The sequence below is a fragment of the Microbacterium sp. NPDC087592 genome (assembly GCF_044743585.1).
In the GTDB taxonomy this organism is placed as follows: Bacteria; Actinomycetota; Actinomycetes; order Actinomycetales; family Microbacteriaceae; genus Microbacterium.
In genome coordinates, this window is record NZ_JBIUWT010000004.1 from 147,827 (window position 1) to 165,969 (window position 18,143).

Below are 18,143 nucleotides of genomic sequence, written 5' to 3' on the forward strand. Positions count from 1 at the left end.
GCCGTGGCCCGGAAGGCCGACGCATTGACATGATCGCATACGGATTGCAGTATGTGCATCATGGATTCAATGCCTGGCGATGGAGCCGAAGACAATCCTCTGCTGTGGAGCCGACGCTCCGTGCTGCGCGCACTCGTGATCGCGGGAGTGCTTCCCCCGGTGCTCGGGTCGTCATATGGTGCGGCCCCGGCAGCGGCGACGGAGCTCACGACGACCACCGGTGCGTACGCCGACGCCCTCCGGCGCCTCGACAAGCCGAATCTCGCGTTCACGCAGGTCGCGCAGCTGGTCGGACAGAACCACCGGATGACCTTCTTCCAGGCGACCTGGGACGGCGGGGCCACGATCGTGCGCGACCTCGAGGTCGCGCACAACGGCGGCTGGCTGCAGATCACCGACCCCGCGCACCGCTTCGACGAGCAGTGGCTGGTGCTGGAGGGGACACTGCCGTCGGGCAGCGCGCCCGAGCTGTACGGGCCGCTCGCACCGAGCTGGCTCGGCTTCACGTCGTACCAGGTGCTCGGCTCGCAGGCCATCGAGCTGACCACGAGCACGGACGACGTCGACCTGGTCGTCCGCTGGCGGCTGGAGGGCGCCCATCCCGAGGCGCACTACGTGCTGACGGCCAAGACCGCCGGTGACTACATCGTCGGATACCAGAGCCAGGACGCGAAGTCCCTCGACGACCTCGACGAGGTGCTGTGCGGGTCGTATCAGCACGCGCTCTCGGTGCTCGACGGATCCGCGCCCCTGGGCGCCTGGGAGCTCTTCGCGCCGATGGCGCTGACCCAGTACGCCGTGGGCGATGTGGCTGTCACCTCGGGCGTGTACCTGCCCGCCGAGGTGGCCGAGTTCGTGCACGAGCGGCAGCTGATGGCCGACCGACAGCCTTACGGGATGAGTCTGCGCAACGACAGCCTCGACATCGTGCCCAGCATGTACGCGCCGCAGCCCGGGCTGCGCACGGCCATGGCCGTCGGCGAGCAGCGCGGATTCGCGTTCGGCCTCGCGGCACGCCCGGACACGCTGTACGGCACGTACGCACAGCTGTGCCGCAACGAGTACGGGCTGACCGCCTACCGCAGCAACGTCTACGACCGCTCGCTCACCGACGCCGTGCACGCGATGGCGGCACTGATCGCGGTGGAACCCGACGGCGACGACTCGACCGACTACATCCCCTCGTACTCCGGCTGGTGGAATCGCGCCAAGGGGTTCGTCGACGTGGAGAACGAGGATGCCGTGCGCGCCGCGGCCAGTGGCGTCGTGCTCTCGGCGCACTATCTCACCGGCACCGCCGACGGAACCCTCTACGACCGCCGTGCCCGACCGCTCGTCGAGTACCAGCTCTCCCGCAAGGGCATCGGGCATACACCGATGATCGGGAGCCCTGTCTACAACGACACGAGCCAGTACCGCATCGGCAGGATCCCCACGGATGCCGTGAACCTGGCGTCGCTCTACCAGCTCACGCACGGCCGCAACGCCGGCATCCAGCGGCTCGCAGTGAAGGCGACCAAGGCCGGCGTCGTGGGGCAGAGCAGGGCGCCGTTCTCGAACGCCCTCGCGACGTACCGGGTCACCGGGGATCCGGCGTACCTGGCGGAGGCGACGTTGATCGCCCGCCGCTACTCGCAGGAGCAGATCCTGGAGCCGTACCGCAGCAACGGTCAGCCGCCCGGCGGGTTCGCGTACAGCTTCTCGAAGTACTGGGTCGACCTGCTCGAGATGTTTGAGGCGACGGGTGAGGCCGAGTTCCTCGACGGTGCGTACCGGGAGGTGCAGCGCTTCATCACGCAGACGGCGGTCCGCCCGGTTCCGGGTGGCACGGTCACGGTGCCGGCCGGCCACGTGATCAAGCAGCAGTACGACTGGGAGTCGCGTTCGTCGCTGCCGTCGTATCCGACCACGAACGTGCCGACCGAGACCGTCCCGGCCTGGTACGTGTCTCCCTCGGGTCTCACGTTCGAGGCGCTGTCGTCGTTCAAGCTCGGCGTCAGCACACTGACCAACCCGGGCGGGGGCTATGTGTTCAACCCGTGCTGGGCGGGTGCCCTGCTGCGACTGGCGCATCACACCGGCGACGAGCTGCTGGCCGACATCGCCCACAACATGGTGATCGGCCGGTTCACGACCTATCCCGGCTACTACGGCCGACAGTTCCAGGTCGCGCACATGAAGCCCGACTTCGCGACGAGCGGTCCGGTGGGCATCACCGGGTACTACTTCCATCACGCCCCCGCGCAGCTCGGCCTCGCGATGGACTACCTGCTCAGTGAGAGCTTCCACCGCAGCGGCGGGGCGATCGAGTTCCCGCACGTGTTCGAGGCCGACTTCGCCTACTTCAAGTTCTTCGCCTACGGCCACGCCCCGGGGACCTTCTTCGGCGAGGACGGCGTCTGGCCCTATCTCCCTGCGGGGCTGATCTCGGTCTCCAATCCGCTCGTCAACTGGATCGGCGGCGTCGGCAACGATGCTCTCTACGTCAGCCTCACCAACTCCGCCGGTGCGGCGCAGCAGGTGATCGTCGACCTCGCCACCGAGCTCACGGGCATTCCCCGAGGTTTCTCGGGTGCCGTCGAGCTGGTGACCGCGAACGGCAGCCGGTCCACCGGCGCGGCCGTCAACGGTCGGGTCACCGTCACTGTGCCGGCGCGCGGGCTCGTCGCCCTCGTCATCCGGAACGTGGACGTGCAGCGCCCCGGGCTGCCGTTCGACGACGTGGCCGATCATGGCCGCGACAGCTTCCACGAGGTCGACACCGACCCCGCCACCGACTACGGGATCGCCCGCGGGATGCTCCTGGTGCGGCCCGACGGACAGGGCTACGACGCCTACGTGCAGATCGACACTGAGCAGCAGGCGACGCTGTCGTATCGCATCGGCGGGAAGCCGGCGAAGCAGGCTCCCGCGAAGGCGTATCCCTACGAGTGGACGATCCCGGTAGACGACCTCACCGACAAATTCCGGTACACGATCACCACGGGCGGGACGACGACCGAAGAGGTGACCCTGCGGCTGCCCGCCCGGATCACCGGAGCCAACTCCGGAATCGTGGGCGACGTGATCGCGCAGGCGACGGGTACGGCCGGGGACCGCGTGCCGTTGATCTTCGAGGTGCGCAACGCGACCGGCGACCCGATCACCGGCGACATCGCGGTGGCCCTGCCGGCGGGGTGGCAGCTCGACGGCACCGTACCGGCGATCACGGTCCCCGCGGAGGGCTCCGCGCGGGTGGAATCGGCGGCGATCATCGCGACGAACGCGGAGCTCGGCGAGGTCGATGTCACCGCGAACGTGACGGTCGCGGGGGAGGATCCGGTGCAGCTGCGCGCGGCCGCGATCGAGGTGATCGACCGTCGACGGCTGGTGTCACTCACCTCCGACGTCGAGATCGTCAGCGGACCGGGCGCCGTCGCCAAGCTCACCGCGCTCGTCATCAACACGGGCGTCACCCCGCTGCAGGGCACGCTCGCGCTGTACGGCGTCAGCGGGTGGAGTGTGGGGCAGCAGAGCACGAGCATCACAGTGCCCCCGCGATCCGATCTCACCCACACCTGGACGGTGACCGCGGGTTCGGGCGTCGCGCCTGGATCATCGACGCGGTTCGAGGCGCGTCTCGATCAGACCCTGCGCCGGGGTGTGCTCGTGCGCGTCGCCGACGAGGGCGTCATCGCGCACACCCAGTCCCCGTGGCCCGGCTATCTGGAGTCCGGCAACTGGTACCCCAGTGGACTCTCGGGATGGAACGGCACCAGGACGCGGTACAGCGACTCCGACTCGGTGGGCAGCACGGTGACGTGGAACGTGGAGCTGCCGGACGCCGGGCTCTACCGCGTCTCGGTCTGGTACCCCACGAACTCGACGACCACGACCTCGGCGGCCTACGTCGTGGAGCATCAGGACGGCAGCTCCGAGGTCATCGTGGACCAGACGCAGGGCGCGGCGGCCTGGCGTTCGCTGGGCTCGTTCCGCTACGCCGCCGGGGCCACCGGCACGGTCCGACTCGAAGTCCGCAACACCAGCATCCACCGGGTCAGCGCCGCACAGTTCGTGCGCATCGGGAACTGACGCGAAAGAACGGGTGGGTGGGCCGGAGAGATCCGGCCCACCCACCCGTTCTTCGTCGGATGTCGCTGCGGATCAGTGCCGCACGTACTCCTGGATCGCGTCCTCGTCGACGGTCACGCCGAGCCCGGGGCCGGTCGGCACGACGAACCCGCCGTCTGCGCGCACCTCGAGCGGGGTCGTCAGCAGGCGGTTGGCGACGGGAAGGGTGAACGGCTGGTACTCGAAGGCGAGGAGCGACGCGGCGCTCGCCGCGACATGCACGCCGGCGGCCATCGCGATGCCGAATGCGGCGGAGTGGTGCGGCGCGACCGGCACGTGGAAGGCATCGGAGACCGCGGCGATCGCGAGGCCTTCGGTGATACCGGTGCGGCCGATGTCGGGCTGCGTGAGGCCGACCGCGCGGCGGGTGAGCCAGTCCGTGAACTCGAAGCGGCTGCGCATGGCCTCACCGATCGCGATCGGGGTGGCGAGAGCGGTCGCGAGATCGCGGTGCCCCTCCACGTCCTCCGGGGCGAGCGGCGCCTCGAAGAACCATGCGCGCCGGTCGTCCAGCTCGCGGCCGAGCGCACGCGCCTCGCCGAGCCGGTACGTCCAGTGCGCATCGAGCGCGACGTCGAGATCGGGGTGCACACCGCGGACGGCGTCGTAGGTCGCCAGGTCGGTGCGGATGTCGACACCCAGGTGCAGCTTGATGCGGCGGACGCCGCCCTCCACGAGCTCCGCCGTCTTCTCGGCGCGCTCGACGTCGTCGACACCGCGGATGCCCGAGACGTAGGTCGGCAGCACCTCGTGGAAGCGCCCGCCGGCGAGCTCGGAGACCGAGAGGCCGGTGGCGTGGCCCCAGAGGTCCCACAGCGCGATGTCGACGGCGGCCATGGCGTCGGCCTGGTGCCCGGTGAGGTGTCCGCGCTCGCGCATCGACTCCGTCATGCGGTGCCACAGCGTGCGCACCGAGCGCGGGTCCTCGCCGAGGATGAGCGGGGTGAGCAGGTTGTCGACGATGGCCGCGGCGACGACCGGGGCCACGGGGGCGAGAGCCTCGCCCCAGCCGACCAGACCCTCATCGGTCTCGATCTTCACGAGCAGCGTCTCGTAGCCGGGGGAGTACAGGCTCCGCCACGGCGGACGGATGACGTACCCGCGGTGATCCACGGCGGTGTCGCCGGCGTACGAGTTGTTCGCATCCTCCTTCGACAGGTAGAGGGGGAAGGTCTGGACGCGCGTGATTCTCACTGGGGTCTCCAATAGACGGGGTGGTCGAACGGCCGGCGGCAGGTGCCGTCGTCAGAGGGGGAAGCCGCAGTGCGGCCGAGGGTCAGAGTGCCGCGAACGCTGAAGCGGTGCGGGACGGGCTGTACCCGAGGGCCACCGAGATCTCGTCGGCGGCTTCGATGAGCTGCAGGGCGAGCTCCTGATGCGGTTCGTGCAGGTCGAGCACGGAGAGGGGGCCGCTGGCAGAGATGCCCGCGACGATCTCACCCGCCCGGTTGCGGATCGGTGCGGCGATGCAGGCGCGACCGAAGGCGAGCTCCTCGATCTCGGTCGCGTAGCCGCGGCTGCGCGTCTCGTCGAGGGCGGTCTGCATCGCCGCGCGGTCCACGATCGTGTGCGGCGTGAAGCGCTGCGGCGTCTGCGCGAAGTACTCGTCGACCTGTGCATCGGACATGCCCGACAGCAGGGCCTTGCCGATGCCGGTGGCGTGCAGCGGTCCGGTGCGGCCCGCCATGGCGAACGACTTCGGCGCCAGGGCGCCTTCGAAGTTGCAGAGGTAGGTGAAGGTGAAGCCGCTGAGCTCGGCCACGTTGACGCCGATCTCGATGCGGCGCGCCAGGTTCTGCGCGATCTGCCGCGAGGCGCGGAAGATGGGGGAGCCGTTGATCGCGACCGTGCCCAGCGACACCGCCGCGGGGCCGAGGCGGTACAGGCCCGTGCGGGCGTCCTGCACCACGAACTTCATGCGGTCGAGTGCCGACATCATGCGAGAGACCGTCGACTGGCCGAGGCCGGTCAGCGTGCAGAGCTCGGAGACCCTCAGCTCGCCGGATTCCTCCGTGAAGCATGCGAGCAACGACATCGCCCGTTCGACGGTCTGCGTGCCGCCTACCGATTCCGACGCCATGGTGACTCCTCCTTGGTGATGTGGCCGCATCTGCGCGACCGCGGCTCGTCGCCGTTGCCAGTCATCCTATTCAGCGAAATGGCTTCGAGCAACACAAATGTGGGTGTCTTATGCATTTTGTGGATTTCGCATCCGCATTGTGGTTAACTGGCCGCACGTCGACGTCGACGACTGTGACGACGATGCGCAGGGCCCTCCGGGGTCGTCTCTACTGGAAAGTGACTGCAATGCAACAAGCCATACTCGAGCGGCCCGCAGAGAGCGAGCAGAAGGCCGTCGAGCCTCGCTCAGGGCGGCGCTCCACGTTGGGGGCGAAGGACCGCACCTTCGGTTTCATGATCGCACTTCCCGCGGTCCTCCTGTTCCTCGTGATCGCGATCTTCCCTCTCGTGTCGAGCATCTGGACCAGCCTGTACGACCAGTCGCTGCTCCGCCCGGAGCGCACGTTCGTCGGCCTCGACAACTACGTGGCCGTCTGGGACGAGTTCTTCGCCCGTCTCGGCACCACCCTGGTGTTCGCCTCGCTCGCGACGGTCTTCCCACTCATCCTCGGCGTCGCCCTCGCGCTGCTGCTGAACGCCCGCATGCGCGGACGCAACATCCTGCGCGGCGCGCTCATGCTGCCCTGGCTGCTGCCCGGCGTGGTCGTCTCCTTCCTCTGGGCGTGGATCTTCAACGACAGCTACGGCGTCGTCAACCACGTGCTCTCGATTTTCGGGCTCCCCGAGGTCAGCATGCTCGGCACCCCCACCGGCGCGATGGCCGCGGTGGTCATCGCCAAGACCTGGCACTCGTTCCCCTGGATCATGGTCGTCGCCCTCGCGGTGCTGCAGACCCTGCCGAGCGAGCAGATCGAGGCCGCCACCATCGACGGCGCCACGCGCGCCCAGCGGTTCCGTCACATCTCCCTGCCGCACATCGCCGGCCCCGTCACCCTCGTCGCGGTGCTCGAGTTCATCTACAACTTCGGCAACTTCGACACCATCTTCGTGATGACCGGCGGTGGGCCGGGCAACTCGACCACGACGCTCGCGGTCAGCCTCTACGACCTCGCCTTCGGCAGCTACGAACTCGGCAAGGCCTCCGCCATGGGCGCCCTCTGGCTCGTCCTGCTCGCGATCATCACGAGCGGATACCTGTTCCTCAACCGACGGCTGGAGAAGTGATGCGCCGTAGTCGCGATGTGGGGGAGTCGATCATCCGCCCCCACCTGTCCATCCCGGGGCGCGTGCTGCTCCTGCTGCTGGCCCTGTTCGGCCTGCTGCCGGTCTACTGGCTCACGGCGACGGCGTTCACGAAGAAGGAGGACGTCTTCTCCCTGGATCGGCCGTTCTTCCCGGTCGACCCCACGTTCGAGAACTTCATCGGCTTCTTCCAGAACGACCTCCTGCTGAAGAACCTGCTGAACAGCATCATCGTCTCCACCGGCACGGCACTGCTCGCGGTGCTCGTCGGCGGTCTGATGGCGTACTCGCTGTCGAAGTTCCGCTACCGCGGCCGCAACGCGATCATGTTCATGTTCCTCATCGGTCAGCTCATCCCCGGTGCGCTGCTGCTCATCTCGCTGTACCTGATGCTGAGCTCGGCCGGACTGCTGTACACCTACACGGCGCTGATCATTTCGTTCACGACGTTCACCCTGCCGCTCGCGGTGTTCCTGCTGAAGGGCATCATCGACGCCCTCCCCGACGACATCCTCGAGGCGGCCAAGGTCGACGGTCTCTCCCGCACCGGGACGATGTTCCGCATCGTGTTCCCGCTCGTGGTCCCCGGCCTCATCACCGCGGGCATGTTCGCCTTCATGCGCGGCTGGAGCGATCTCCTCTTTGCCCTCACGCTCGCCGGCCCCGACAAGCAGACGCTGCCGGCAGGTCTGACCCAGGCGTTCATCCGCGAGGGCACGGCCGACTGGCCGGCGCTCATGGCGGCGTCCCTCATCACGTCGCTCCCGCTCGTCATCATCTTCGTCCTCCTGCAGCGCTACTTCGTCTCCGGCCTCGCCGCCGGAGCCGTCAAGGGGTAGCCATGCGTCTCCCGAACAGCTCTACCCCCATCACCTCGAAGGAGCAGTCTCCATGACCATCTCGAACTCACAGTTGAGCCGCCGAGCCTTCCTCGGAGGCGGCACCGTGCTCGCCGCATTCGGTGCCCTCGCGCTCGCCGGGTGTGCAACGCCCGCCGCCCCCGGCGCCGGTGCCGGAGGGGCCTCGGCCGGTGCTGCGACGGCCGCGAAGACCATCAACTTCTACGGCAACTCGCTCGGCGAGGAGGCGCTGAAGTCCGCGTGGCAGGGGATCCTCGACGGGTTCTCCAAGAAGGAGGGCGTCAAGGTCGCCCCGGTCATCTACCCGTACGACCAGGCGGCCACGCAGCTCGCCCTGACCGGGCGCTCCGGCAACCTCATGGGCGTCGGCCAGTCGGGCGGATGGCAGGTCCTCACGCCGATGAACGTGCTCGCCGACCTCACCGACCTCGCGAAGGGGCTCGGCATCCCGCAGGGCGTGCTCGACTCCTACACGATGGACGGCAAGCTGCTCGTGCTGCCGCTCACGGCCGCCGGCATCGGCATCATCACCAACGGCGAGATCGCGAAGAGCGTCGGCATCAAGTCGGGCATGACGGTGGAGCAGTTCGCCACCGCGCTCGAGAAGATCAAGAAGCAGGACAAGTCGCTGATCCCGTACGCCGCGGTCACCAAGAACCCCGACCTCAAGGACTCCGTGCCGTGGATGTGGGGCTTCGGCAGCGATGTCGTCACAGACGACCTCAAGTGCACGCTGGGCGACGCCGAGAGCGTCGAGGCCGTCACCTGGTACAAGTCCCTGCAGGACCAGGGTCTGACCCAGACGAACGTCGCCCGCAGCGATGCCCGCATCCTGTTCGCCAGCGGCCGGGCCGCGCTCTACGACGACGCCCCGCTCGCCTCGACCTTCGTCAAGACGAACGGCGCCGCGCAGAACATCATCGACAACATCGGGGCTATCTCGCGTCCGACGGCCGGGGGCAAGGACTCCTTCAACCGGGCGTGGGGCAGCGGCGTGTTCGCGACGGCGGGCGAGGGTGAGCTCACCAGCCGCGACTTCATCCTCTACGCGGCGACCAACGTCGAAGCGGCGACGGCGCTGTACGAGAACTCCGCCGTGGCTCCGGCCGCCAAGAGCGTCGCCGACAAGATCCCGGCGCTCGCGGCCGACAAGTTCCAGGGCGCGTTCCGCACGGAGGTCTCCGAGCACGCTCGTGGCGCCGCGTGGGACCGTGTCGCCGTGACGGCGCAGATCGACGCCGCGATCGGTGCCGGGGTCGCGACGATCCTCGCCGGTCAGGTCGAGGCCCAGGCCGGGCTCAACGCGCTGAAGAAGGAAGTCCAGGGGCTGCTCGACTCCAACGCCTGAGCCCCCGCACGAAGAAGGCCGCGTCCCGAAAGGGGACGCGGCCTTCTTCGTCGTGTGGACTGCGGGATCAGAGCCAGCGATCCCGCAGGACCGGCTTCAGCCAGGCTGCGGGGGACGAGATCGAGAGGCCGCCGTCGACCGCGATGGACGTTCCCGTGACGAAGGAGGCGGCGTCGGAAGCGAGGAATGCCACGACCGACGCGACCTCCTCCGGCCGGCCGATGCGTCCGAGGGGGTAGCCCTCGCTCTCACCGGTGTCCGCGGCTGAGATGCTGCCCGGCTGCACGGCGTTGACCCGGATGCCCTGGGGGCCGTAGTCGAGCGCCAGCTGCCGCACGAGGCCGTCCACGCCCGCCTTGGCGGCCGCGTAGGCGGGCAGGGCAGGGGCGGCGAGCGATGAGTTCACCGAGGTGACCGCGACGATCGACGATCCGCGCGTGAGGCGGGGGAGTGCCGCCCGCGCCACGAAGAACGCCGAGTCCAGCGTCGCGCCGAGCGCTCCGCGCCAGTCTTCGTCGCTCGTGGCCTCGGCACGCCCGATCGGCATGCGGCCCGCGGCGAGCACCACCACGTCGAGCCGGCCCAGAGCCAGCTCGGCGTCGGCGACGGCGCGGTCGGCGGCCCCCGGCGCGCTGCAGTCCGCGACGAGGTAGCGCTCGAAGACCGGGTCCGCCGAGTCCTCGAGCCCCACGCCGACGACGGCGTCTCCGCCGTCGACGAAGGCGCGGGCGATCGCGAGTCCGATGTCGGAGCTGCCGCCGATCAGCAGCACGCCGCGGCGTGTCACACGCGCACCGTGGCGGGGATCGGCGGAAGAGCGAGCTCGTCGATCACGAGCTTGACCGAGGCGCGGCTGCCCGCGTCCAGGCGCGACGCGGGGTAGCGCACCGTCGCATGGTCGATCACGCCGCGTGCGACGAGCACCTCCTTGTGCACCGCCCAGGCGATGCCTCCCTGCAGACCGATGAGCACGAGAGGGAGCATACGACGGAACTCGGCACGGGCCTCCTCGACGCGCCCCTCGGTGAACAGCGCGAGCACGGGGCCGAGCAGGTCGGGGAACTCGCAGGCGGGCATCGTGCCCACCGCGCCCCTGGCGTACTCCTCCAGGCAGAACTGGGCGTTCTGACCGCCGAGCACCGCGAAGTCGGGGTCCTCGATCGCGGCGACCACCGCTCCGACCTTGGGGGCGGTCGGCGGCGCCTCGACCTTGACGGAATCGACGCCGTCGAGGCGGGCGATCTCGGCGATCAGGCTCGGCGCCATGGCCACGCCGGTGACACCGGGCGCATCCTGCACCATGACGGAGAGCGTGGTCGCGGCGGCCACGTCGCCGTAGAAGTCCACGAGCGTGCCAGCGGGCGGCTTCACCATGAACGGCGGGAGCACCATGAGGGCATCCGCGCCGCCCTCCTCGGCGAGGAGGGACTGCTCGATGGACGTCGCGGTGGAGGTGCCGTTGACGCCGGCGATCACGGGGATCCGCCCGTCGACGACCCGGACGACATCGTCCAGGATCGTGCGGCGCTCCTCGGTCGTGAGAGCGAAGCCCTCGCTCGCCATCCCGAAGACGGCGACGCCGTCGACGCCGGACGCGAGCTGGAACTCGACCAGTCGGCGCAGGCTCGCGCGGTCGAGGGCGCCCGTCTCGTCGAACGGAGTCGCCAGAATGGGCATCAAGCCGTGGAGTGTCGGAGCCATCAGCTGTTTCCCCGCTTCATCATCGTGTGTCCACATTTCTCGCAAGTGTTATGCATATTGTGAGATAGTCTGCCACATAACGGTTACGAGCTACCAGCGAAGGATGATCCGGATGTCGCACACCCCGCCCTCCCGAACCGTCGAGATCCTCTCCGACGCCCGTTACGTGCAGGCCGAATCGCCGCGCTGGGACGGTCGCGACGGCGGCCTCGCCTGGATCGACATGGCCACCGGGTCGCTGCATCGCGGTCGACTCGAGCACGGCAGGGTGATCCCCGAGACCGCGGTCGTCATCGGTGCGCAGATCGGCGCCCCGATCCCGCTCGCGGAGCCGGGTGCCGGATGGCTGGTGGGTGTCGATCGCCGCGTGGTGCACGTCGGCGACGACGCGGTCGTCACGGCGCTCACTGGCGACGTCGCCGCACCGGGCGACTACATGAACGACGGCGGCGGCGACCCCTCCGGCCGCTTCTGGGTGGGCAGTCAGTCGATGCCGCGGGATCCCCACTGCACGCTGTGGAGCATCGGCGCCGACGGCATCCCCGTCGCACGCCTCGACGGTGTGACCGTGTCGAACGGCCTCGCCTTCGATCCGACGGGATCCACCCTCTATTACATCGACACCCTGCCGCACCGCAGCATCGAGGCCTTCGACGTGGCCCCCGACGGCACGCTGTCGAACCGCCGCACGGTGTGCCGCGTCGATGGCGGCAACCCCGACGGCATGACCATCGACCTCGACGGCAGCCTCTGGGTCGCGGTGTGGGACGCCGCCGAAGTGCGTCGATACTCGCCCGAGGGCGAACTCCTGGAGACGATCGCCCTCCCGGCGAAGCGACCGACCGCGGTCGCCCTCGTCGGTTCGGTGCTCGTAATCACGACGGCGAGCATCGGACTCGCAGCACCCGGAGAGGCCGACGGCGCGCTGCTCGGCGTGCAGGTCGACGTCGGCGGGATTCCGGCGTGGCCCTGGGCGGGTGCGGCTCCGGTCGTGAGCGCAGCCGGTTCCGTCGCGGAGGCGGGGCTGTGAGCACCGTCGACAACGCGCAGCTCCGGGAGCGACTGCGAATCACGCGGCTCGTCGCGATCCTCCGGGGTACCGACGTCGATGCGACGGTTGCCGCGGCGCGCACGCTCATCGATGCGGGCGTCGTGACGCTGGAGATCGCCCTCACCCTGCCGGACGCCGAGGAAGCGATCGCCCAGGTCGTGCAGGACGCTCCGGACGAGGCGCTGATCGGCGCCGGGACCGTGCTCAGCGAGGCCGATGTGGAGCGCGCAGCAGCGGCCGGAGCGCAGTTCATGGTGACGCCCACCCTCAGCGCCTCGGTCGAGTACGCGGTCGCGCAGGGGATCGGCGTGCTCCCCGGGGTGTACACGCCCACGGAGATCCAGCGCGGTCACGACCTCGGCAGTGCCGCGGTCAAGCTGTTCCCCGCGTCGGCGCTCGGAGCCGGCTTCATCCGCGCGGTGCGCGATCCGTTCCCCGATGCGCGGATCATCCCCGTGGGCGGAGTGAGTGTCGACACCGTGGGCGAGTACCTGGCCGCGGGGGCGTTCGGCATCGGGGTCGGCGGACCCCTCGTCGGCGATGCCGCGACGCCCGGCGGCGATCTCGCGGCTCTCGCCGTTCGCGCCCGATCGTTCGTGGAGGCGCTGCACGGCGCCTGACCCCCGGTCACCCGTTCCATAGGTTCCTCATCACCCGTCCCTCGATCTCGCAAATGCGCGCTTCCTAACGTCGATCTCACCCCCGCGATGGCCGCGGCGGAAGGAGAGAGATGTACGGAACATATCTGCGGCGGGAACTCGCCGGCCGAAAGAAGCAGACGCTGATCGTGGCGGTCGGATTGGCGATCGCGATCGCCCTCGTGATCGTCGTCAACGCCCTGACGACCGGCGTGCGCGATGCGCAGACGCAGGCGCTGGAATCCGTCTACGGTGTCGGCACCGATCTCACCGTGACGGGGGCGGCCACCGAGCCCGGCGAGGGCGGAGGGCCCCGCTTCGACTTCGACGCGGACGCGGGGGAGACCGATGGTGAGACCACCACCCTCGCGCAGTCGATGCTGCGGACGGACTTCCTGCGCGGCACGCTCGACTCCTCGGTGCTCGACACGGTCGCATCCACGGAGGGTGTCGCAGCAGCCTCCGGTGCGTTGAGCCTCACGAACTCCACCTTCTCCGGTGAGATGCCCCGCGGCGGGTTCGCTCCGCAGGACGGCGGGCAGGGAACCGCCCCCGAAGAGGGGCAGGCGCCCCCGGAGGGCGGACAGGGTGGCGGAGGATCGTTCGGCGTCGACTCGTTCTCCGTGCTCGGGATCGATCCCGCCGCGACGGCGATCGGCCCGCTCGCCTCGGCCGAGGTGACCGAGGGGCGCGGATTCGACGCGGACGACGGCGATGCCCTCGTCGCCCTCGTCGACGGCACATACGCCGCGACGAACGAGATCTCCGTCGGCGACGCCATCGATGTGGCCGGCTCCGACGTCGAGGTCGTCGGGCTCCTCGGCTCGACCTCGGACAGTGCGGACACCGCGGCGAACGTCTACCTGCCGTTGAGCACCGCGCAGACCCTCGCGGGAGTCGAGGACGTCATCTCCACCGTGTACGTGCAGGCGGACTCGGCCGCGTCGATCGACGCCGTGCAATCCGCGCTCGCCGACGAGCTTCCGGAGGCGACCATCACCTCGCAGTCCGAGCTCGCATCGACCGTCTCCGGATCGCTCTCGAACGCGAGCGCCCTGATCACGAACCTCGGCACGTGGCTGTCGATCATCGTGCTCACCGTCGCCGTGCTGCTCTCGGTGCTCCTCACCCTGTCGGGCGTCGGACGTCGCACCCGGGAGTTCGGCACGCTCAAGGCGATCGGCTGGTCGAACGGCAGGGTCGTGCGCCAGGTGGCGGGCGAGTCCATGGTGCAGGGCCTGATCGGTGGGGCCGTCGGGCTCGCCCTCGGTGTCGCCGGCATCGTGGTGATCAACATCCTGAAGCCCTCTGTCGCGGCGAGCGGTGCCGGTCAGGGCCCCGGCGCCGGCGGCATGGGCGCCGGCCCGACCGGGGGCGCGGGTGGGATGGTGCCGACGCCGCAGGCGGCCGACATCGTGCTGCAGGCGCCGTTCACGCCCTGGGTGCTGGTGGCAGCGGTCGGTCTCGCGGTGCTCGGCGGTCTCGTGGCGGGTGTATTCGGCGGTTGGCGCGCCGCGCGTCTCAGCCCGGCGGAAGCACTGCGGTCGGTCGCATGACCCTGTCCGGCATCGGCGACAGCGGCCCGTCCACAGCGGCATACGAGAAGGAGAAGCACATGACCATGGCAGACATCGTGGAGACCACAGGGGGTCCGGATCAGGATCGACCGCTCTACCGCGCGGCAGGAGTGACGCGCACCTATACGCAGAAAGGACGCATCGTGAAGGCGCTGACCGGAGTGGATCTGCAGATCCTGCCCGGCGAGTTCGTCACGATCCAGGGCCCGACCGGGGGAGGGAAGTCGACGCTGCTGCAGCTGCTGGGTGCGCTCGACACTCCCTCCACCGGTTCGCTCCTGCTCGACGGTCGAGAGCTGTCCTCGGCGTCGGCGAAGGAGCTCGCTCGCATCCGTGCCGAGGAGATCGGCTTCGTCTTCCAGGGGTTCAACCTGATCCCCACGCTCTCCGCCGCGGAGAACGTCGACATGGCGCTCGAGCCGTTGCACCTCGACAGGGAGGAACGGCGGAAGCGGGTCGCGGCGGCGCTGTCGCACGTCGGTCTCGACGACCGCGTCGACCACCTGCCCACCGAACTGTCGGGCGGGCAGCAGCAGCGTGTGGCGATCGCGCGGGCGATCGTGAAGCGCCCCCGGGTGCTCCTCGCGGATGAGCCGACCGGCAACCTCGACGAGAGCATGCGGGACGAGATCCTGACGCTGCTCCAGTCCCTGTGCGCGGAAGGCATCACCATCATCGTGGTCACCCACGATTCGGCGGTAGCCCGGCGGGCGACTCGACGTCTGCGCCTGACGAAGGGCGTCGTGCAGGACATCACGAAGTAGGGCGGTGCGGAGGACGGGGGCACGATGTCGGCGGCTCTGGCTACCATGTCGCCATGGCCGACAGCGCTGATGCTCCCGTTCCTCCCGTCCACCGTCCCTCGACCGTCGACGAAGTCGCCGAGGTCGTGAGACGCGCCTCCCGCGAGGCCGTCCCCGTGACCGTCGTCGCCGGCGGGCACGGGCCGTGGTCGCACGCACCCGCCGACGGGATCCGTCTCGAACTCGGTGGCCTGTCCGGCATCGAGGTCGAGGGAACGACCGTGCGCATCGGAGGAGGAGCGGTCTGGGGCGATGTCGCCACGGCCCTCGCCGCACACGGTCTCGCGCTGAGCTCCGGCGACACCGCCTCGGTCGGCGTCGGAGGGCTCACGCTCGGCGGCGGAATCGGATGGATGGTGCGGGCCTGGGGTCTCGCCGCAGACCAGTTGATCGGCGCACAGGTCGTCACCGCCTCGGGCGAGGTGGTCGAAGCGTCTTCCGCGACGAACCCCGAGCTCTTCTGGGCACTGCGTGGCGGTGGCGGCAACTTCGGCGTGGTCACACGGTTCGACTTCGCCGCGCATCCGCTGGCCGGGATCGCCTTCGCCGAGAGTGTGATCGACGGTGATGCGGCCGCGGTGCTGCGTGCCGCGCGCGATCTGCTCCGCGACGCTCCGCGTGAGCTCACGGTCACGTACATGGACGTGCCGCCGATGGACCCGAGCGCACCGGCGGGAGCGCGCCTGAGCGCGGTGTGGGCGGCACCGGAGCCCGATCGGCTGCGTGCCATGTGGGAGCCGATTTCCGCGCTCCCCGGCGTGCAGACGCAGGTGACGACTCCGCCGTATCGCGAAGTGCTGATGGAGATGCCCGAGCCGGAGGGCGATGATGTGCCCGCCCCTCCTGGTTTCCTCGGCGGCAACGGGCTCTACGCCGAGCTCGATGACGCGCTGATCGAGCGGCTTGTGGCCTTCCGGCGCGCGTATCCGGCCTCGGTGGTCTTCCTCCGGTCGCTGGGCGGCGCGTTCCACGACGTCGCGCAGGAGGAGACGGCGTTCCCGGCGCGTGCGGCGAACTGGTTCGTGATGGCCGGGGCGTTCGACGTCCCGGGCATGCTCGACGAGCAGACTCGCGCAGCGATCGACGCGGACGGCGAGGGCATCCGGGCCGGGCGGCTGGCCGAGTACGGCAACTTCGCCGACACCGAGCGGCCGGATGCGGTTCCGGGAATGTTCTCGGCGGAGGCGCTCACGCGGCTGCGCGCGACCAAGGCCGCGTGGGATCCGCAGAACATCTTCCGGCGCAACCACAACATCCTCGTGTGATGCACGAAGGGCCGGACACCTCGCGGTGCCCGGCCCTTCGTGAGGAGACGTCAGTGCGTGTCTTCCGCCTCGATCTCGGTGCGGTCGCCCGACCACAGCGTGTGGAAGGTGCCTTCCTTGTCGATGCGCTTGTAGGTGTGCGCGCCGAAGAAGTCGCGCTGCCCCTGCACGAGCGCGGCGGGGAGGCGGTCGGCACGGATGCCGTCGTAGTACGACAGCGACGACGAGAACGCCGGCGCCGGGATACCGGCCTCGGCTGCCGCGATGACGACTCGGCGCCAGGCGGCCTGGGCGCGGGTGATCGCCTCGGTGAAGTACGGGGCGGTGAGCAGGACCGGCAGGTCCGGCGTCTCGGCGTAGGCGTCGGCGATGCGGTTGAGGAACTGGGCGCGGATGATGCAGCCGCCGCGCCAGATCTTGCTGATCGCGCCGAGGTCGATGTTCCAGCCGTACTCGGCGGCGCCGGCGCGGATCTCGTCGAAGCCCTGCGAGTAGGCGACGATCTTCGAGGCGTAGAGCGCGAGGCGGACGTCTTCGATGAACGCGTCGGTGTCCTCGACCGAGAACTCCTCCTCCGGGCCCGGCAGGTCGCGGGAGACCGCGCGCTGCTCGGGGTGCGAGGAGAGCGAGCGGGCGAAGGTCGCCTCGGCGATGCCCGAGACGGGGACGCCGAGCGAGAGCGCGGTCTGCACCGTCCACGCGCCGGTGCCCTTGGCGCCGGCCTGATCCAGGATCACGTCGACGAGCGGCTTGCCGGTCTCGGCATCCACCTGGCGGAGCACCTCGGCGGTGATCTCGATCAGGTACGACTCCAGCTCGCCGCGGTTCCACTCGGCGAAGATCTCCGCGATCTCCGCGGGGGTCTTGCCCGTGCCGCGGCGGATCAGGTCGTACGCTTCGGCGATCAGCTGCATGTCGGCGTACTCGATGCCGTTGTGCACCATCTTCACGAAGTGTCCGGCGCCGTCGTGGCCGACGTGCGTGACGCACGGCTCGCCCTCGGCGACCGCCGCGATCGAGCGCAGGATCGGTCCGAGCGTGACCCAGGACTCGTCCGAGCCGCCGGGCATGATCGACGGGCCGAGCAGGGCGCCCTCCTCGCCACCCGAGATGCCGGCGCCGACGAAGTTGATGCCGGTCTCGCGGACCGCCTTCTCGCGACGGATCGTGTCGGGGAAGTACGCGTTGCCGCCGTCGACGATGATGTCGCCCGGCTCGAAGACCTCGACCAGGGAGTCGATCACGGCGTCGGTCGGGCCGCCGGCCTTGACCATGATGATCGCGGTGCGCGGTTTCTGCAGCGAGTCGGCGAACTCCTGGTAGGTGCGGGCCGGGACGAATCCGGCCTCGGGGTGCTCGTCGAGGAGCGTCTGGGTCTTCTCGTAGCTGCGGTTGAAGATCGCCACGGTGTTCCCCTCGCGGCTGGCGAGGTTGCGGGCGAGGTTCGATCCCATGACGGCGAGTCCGACGACTCCGATGTTCGCTGATGCTTCGGGCACAGAAGGCTCCTCGAGGGTGAAGAAGGG

At 69.5% G+C, this 18,143-nt stretch carries 14 protein-coding genes; 9 read left to right on the forward strand and 5 right to left on the reverse strand.

Annotation, left to right across the window (positions count from 1 at the left end):
• The first annotated feature begins 60 nt into the window (after positions 1-60).
• Positions 61-4,071 (forward strand): hypothetical protein, encoded by a 4,011-nt coding sequence (locus tag ACIOTO_RS18920; protein ID WP_400859031.1) that lies wholly within the window; start codon positions 61-63, stop codon positions 4,069-4,071.
• 72 nt (positions 4,072-4,143) lie between these two features.
• Here the strand turns inward: ACIOTO_RS18920 and ACIOTO_RS18925 are convergent, their stop codons facing one another.
• A complete protein-coding gene (locus ACIOTO_RS18925) occupies positions 4,144-5,304 on the reverse strand; it encodes a mandelate racemase/muconate lactonizing enzyme family protein (RefSeq protein ID WP_029262589.1) in 1,161 nt (386 codons plus the stop codon).
• Between the two features lie 82 nt (positions 5,305-5,386).
• Positions 5,387-6,190: an IclR family transcriptional regulator gene (locus ACIOTO_RS18930; RefSeq protein ID WP_029273785.1), complete on the reverse strand. Its 804-nt coding sequence runs from the start codon at positions 6,188-6,190 to the stop codon at positions 5,387-5,389.
• A gap of 335 nt (positions 6,191-6,525) precedes the next feature.
• Here ACIOTO_RS18930 and ACIOTO_RS18935 point away from each other — a divergent pair, with 335 nt between their 5' ends.
• Genes ACIOTO_RS18935 through ACIOTO_RS18945 form a run of 3 tightly spaced genes read left to right on the forward strand, consistent with a single transcriptional unit; the run spans position 6,526 to position 9,582 of the window.
• On the forward strand, positions 6,526-7,356 hold the full coding sequence (locus ACIOTO_RS18935) for a carbohydrate ABC transporter permease (protein WP_231481692.1): 831 nt from the start codon (positions 6,526-6,528) through the stop codon (positions 7,354-7,356).
• On the forward strand, positions 7,356-8,213 hold the full coding sequence (locus ACIOTO_RS18940; RefSeq protein ID WP_105710904.1) for a carbohydrate ABC transporter permease: 858 nt from the start codon (positions 7,356-7,358) through the stop codon (positions 8,211-8,213). Before ACIOTO_RS18935 ends, ACIOTO_RS18940 begins: the two co-directional genes overlap by 1 nt.
• Before the next feature lie 52 nt (positions 8,214-8,265).
• Entirely contained in the window at positions 8,266-9,582 is a 1,317-nt protein-coding gene (locus ACIOTO_RS18945; protein WP_167634495.1) for an extracellular solute-binding protein, read from the forward strand.
• A gap of 67 nt (positions 9,583-9,649) precedes the next feature.
• Here the strand turns inward: ACIOTO_RS18945 and ACIOTO_RS18950 are convergent, their stop codons facing one another.
• Positions 9,650-10,369 (reverse strand): SDR family NAD(P)-dependent oxidoreductase, encoded by a 720-nt coding sequence (locus ACIOTO_RS18950; RefSeq protein ID WP_400859034.1) that lies wholly within the window; start codon positions 10,367-10,369, stop codon positions 9,650-9,652.
• The gene (locus ACIOTO_RS18955) at positions 10,366-11,283 is read right to left on the reverse strand and encodes a dihydrodipicolinate synthase family protein (RefSeq protein WP_091030893.1); all 918 of its coding nucleotides are present in this window, start codon (positions 11,281-11,283) and stop codon (positions 10,366-10,368) included. The genes ACIOTO_RS18950 and ACIOTO_RS18955 overlap by 4 nt, the downstream gene beginning before the upstream one ends.
• A 112-nt stretch (positions 11,284-11,395) precedes the next feature.
• On the opposite strand from ACIOTO_RS18955, the gene ACIOTO_RS18960 reads away from it, so the two are divergent.
• The 5 genes from ACIOTO_RS18960 to ACIOTO_RS18980 all read left to right on the forward strand — a co-directional run bounded on the left by ACIOTO_RS18960 (position 11,396) and on the right by ACIOTO_RS18980 (position 16,617).
• Entirely contained in the window at positions 11,396-12,313 is a 918-nt protein-coding gene (locus tag ACIOTO_RS18960) for an SMP-30/gluconolactonase/LRE family protein (protein ID WP_400859036.1), read from the forward strand.
• Entirely contained in the window at positions 12,310-12,954 is a 645-nt protein-coding gene (locus ACIOTO_RS18965; protein WP_400859038.1) for a bifunctional 4-hydroxy-2-oxoglutarate aldolase/2-dehydro-3-deoxy-phosphogluconate aldolase, read from the forward strand. The genes ACIOTO_RS18960 and ACIOTO_RS18965 overlap by 4 nt, the downstream gene beginning before the upstream one ends.
• A gap of 110 nt (positions 12,955-13,064) precedes the next feature.
• Positions 13,065-14,528: an ABC transporter permease gene (locus tag ACIOTO_RS18970; RefSeq protein WP_400859040.1), complete on the forward strand. Its 1,464-nt coding sequence runs from the start codon at positions 13,065-13,067 to the stop codon at positions 14,526-14,528.
• Between the two features lie 59 nt (positions 14,529-14,587).
• On the forward strand, positions 14,588-15,313 hold the full coding sequence (locus tag ACIOTO_RS18975; RefSeq protein ID WP_400859042.1) for an ABC transporter ATP-binding protein: 726 nt from the start codon (positions 14,588-14,590) through the stop codon (positions 15,311-15,313).
• 53 nt (positions 15,314-15,366) lie between these two features.
• On the forward strand, positions 15,367-16,617 hold the full coding sequence (locus ACIOTO_RS18980) for an FAD-binding oxidoreductase (protein ID WP_400859043.1): 1,251 nt from the start codon (positions 15,367-15,369) through the stop codon (positions 16,615-16,617).
• 50 nt (positions 16,618-16,667) lie between these two features.
• Here the strand turns inward: ACIOTO_RS18980 and gndA are convergent, their stop codons facing one another.
• Entirely contained in the window at positions 16,668-18,116 is a 1,449-nt protein-coding gene (gene gndA, locus ACIOTO_RS18985; RefSeq protein ID WP_400859045.1) for an NADP-dependent phosphogluconate dehydrogenase, read from the reverse strand.
• Positions 18,117-18,143: the final 27 nt, after the last annotated feature.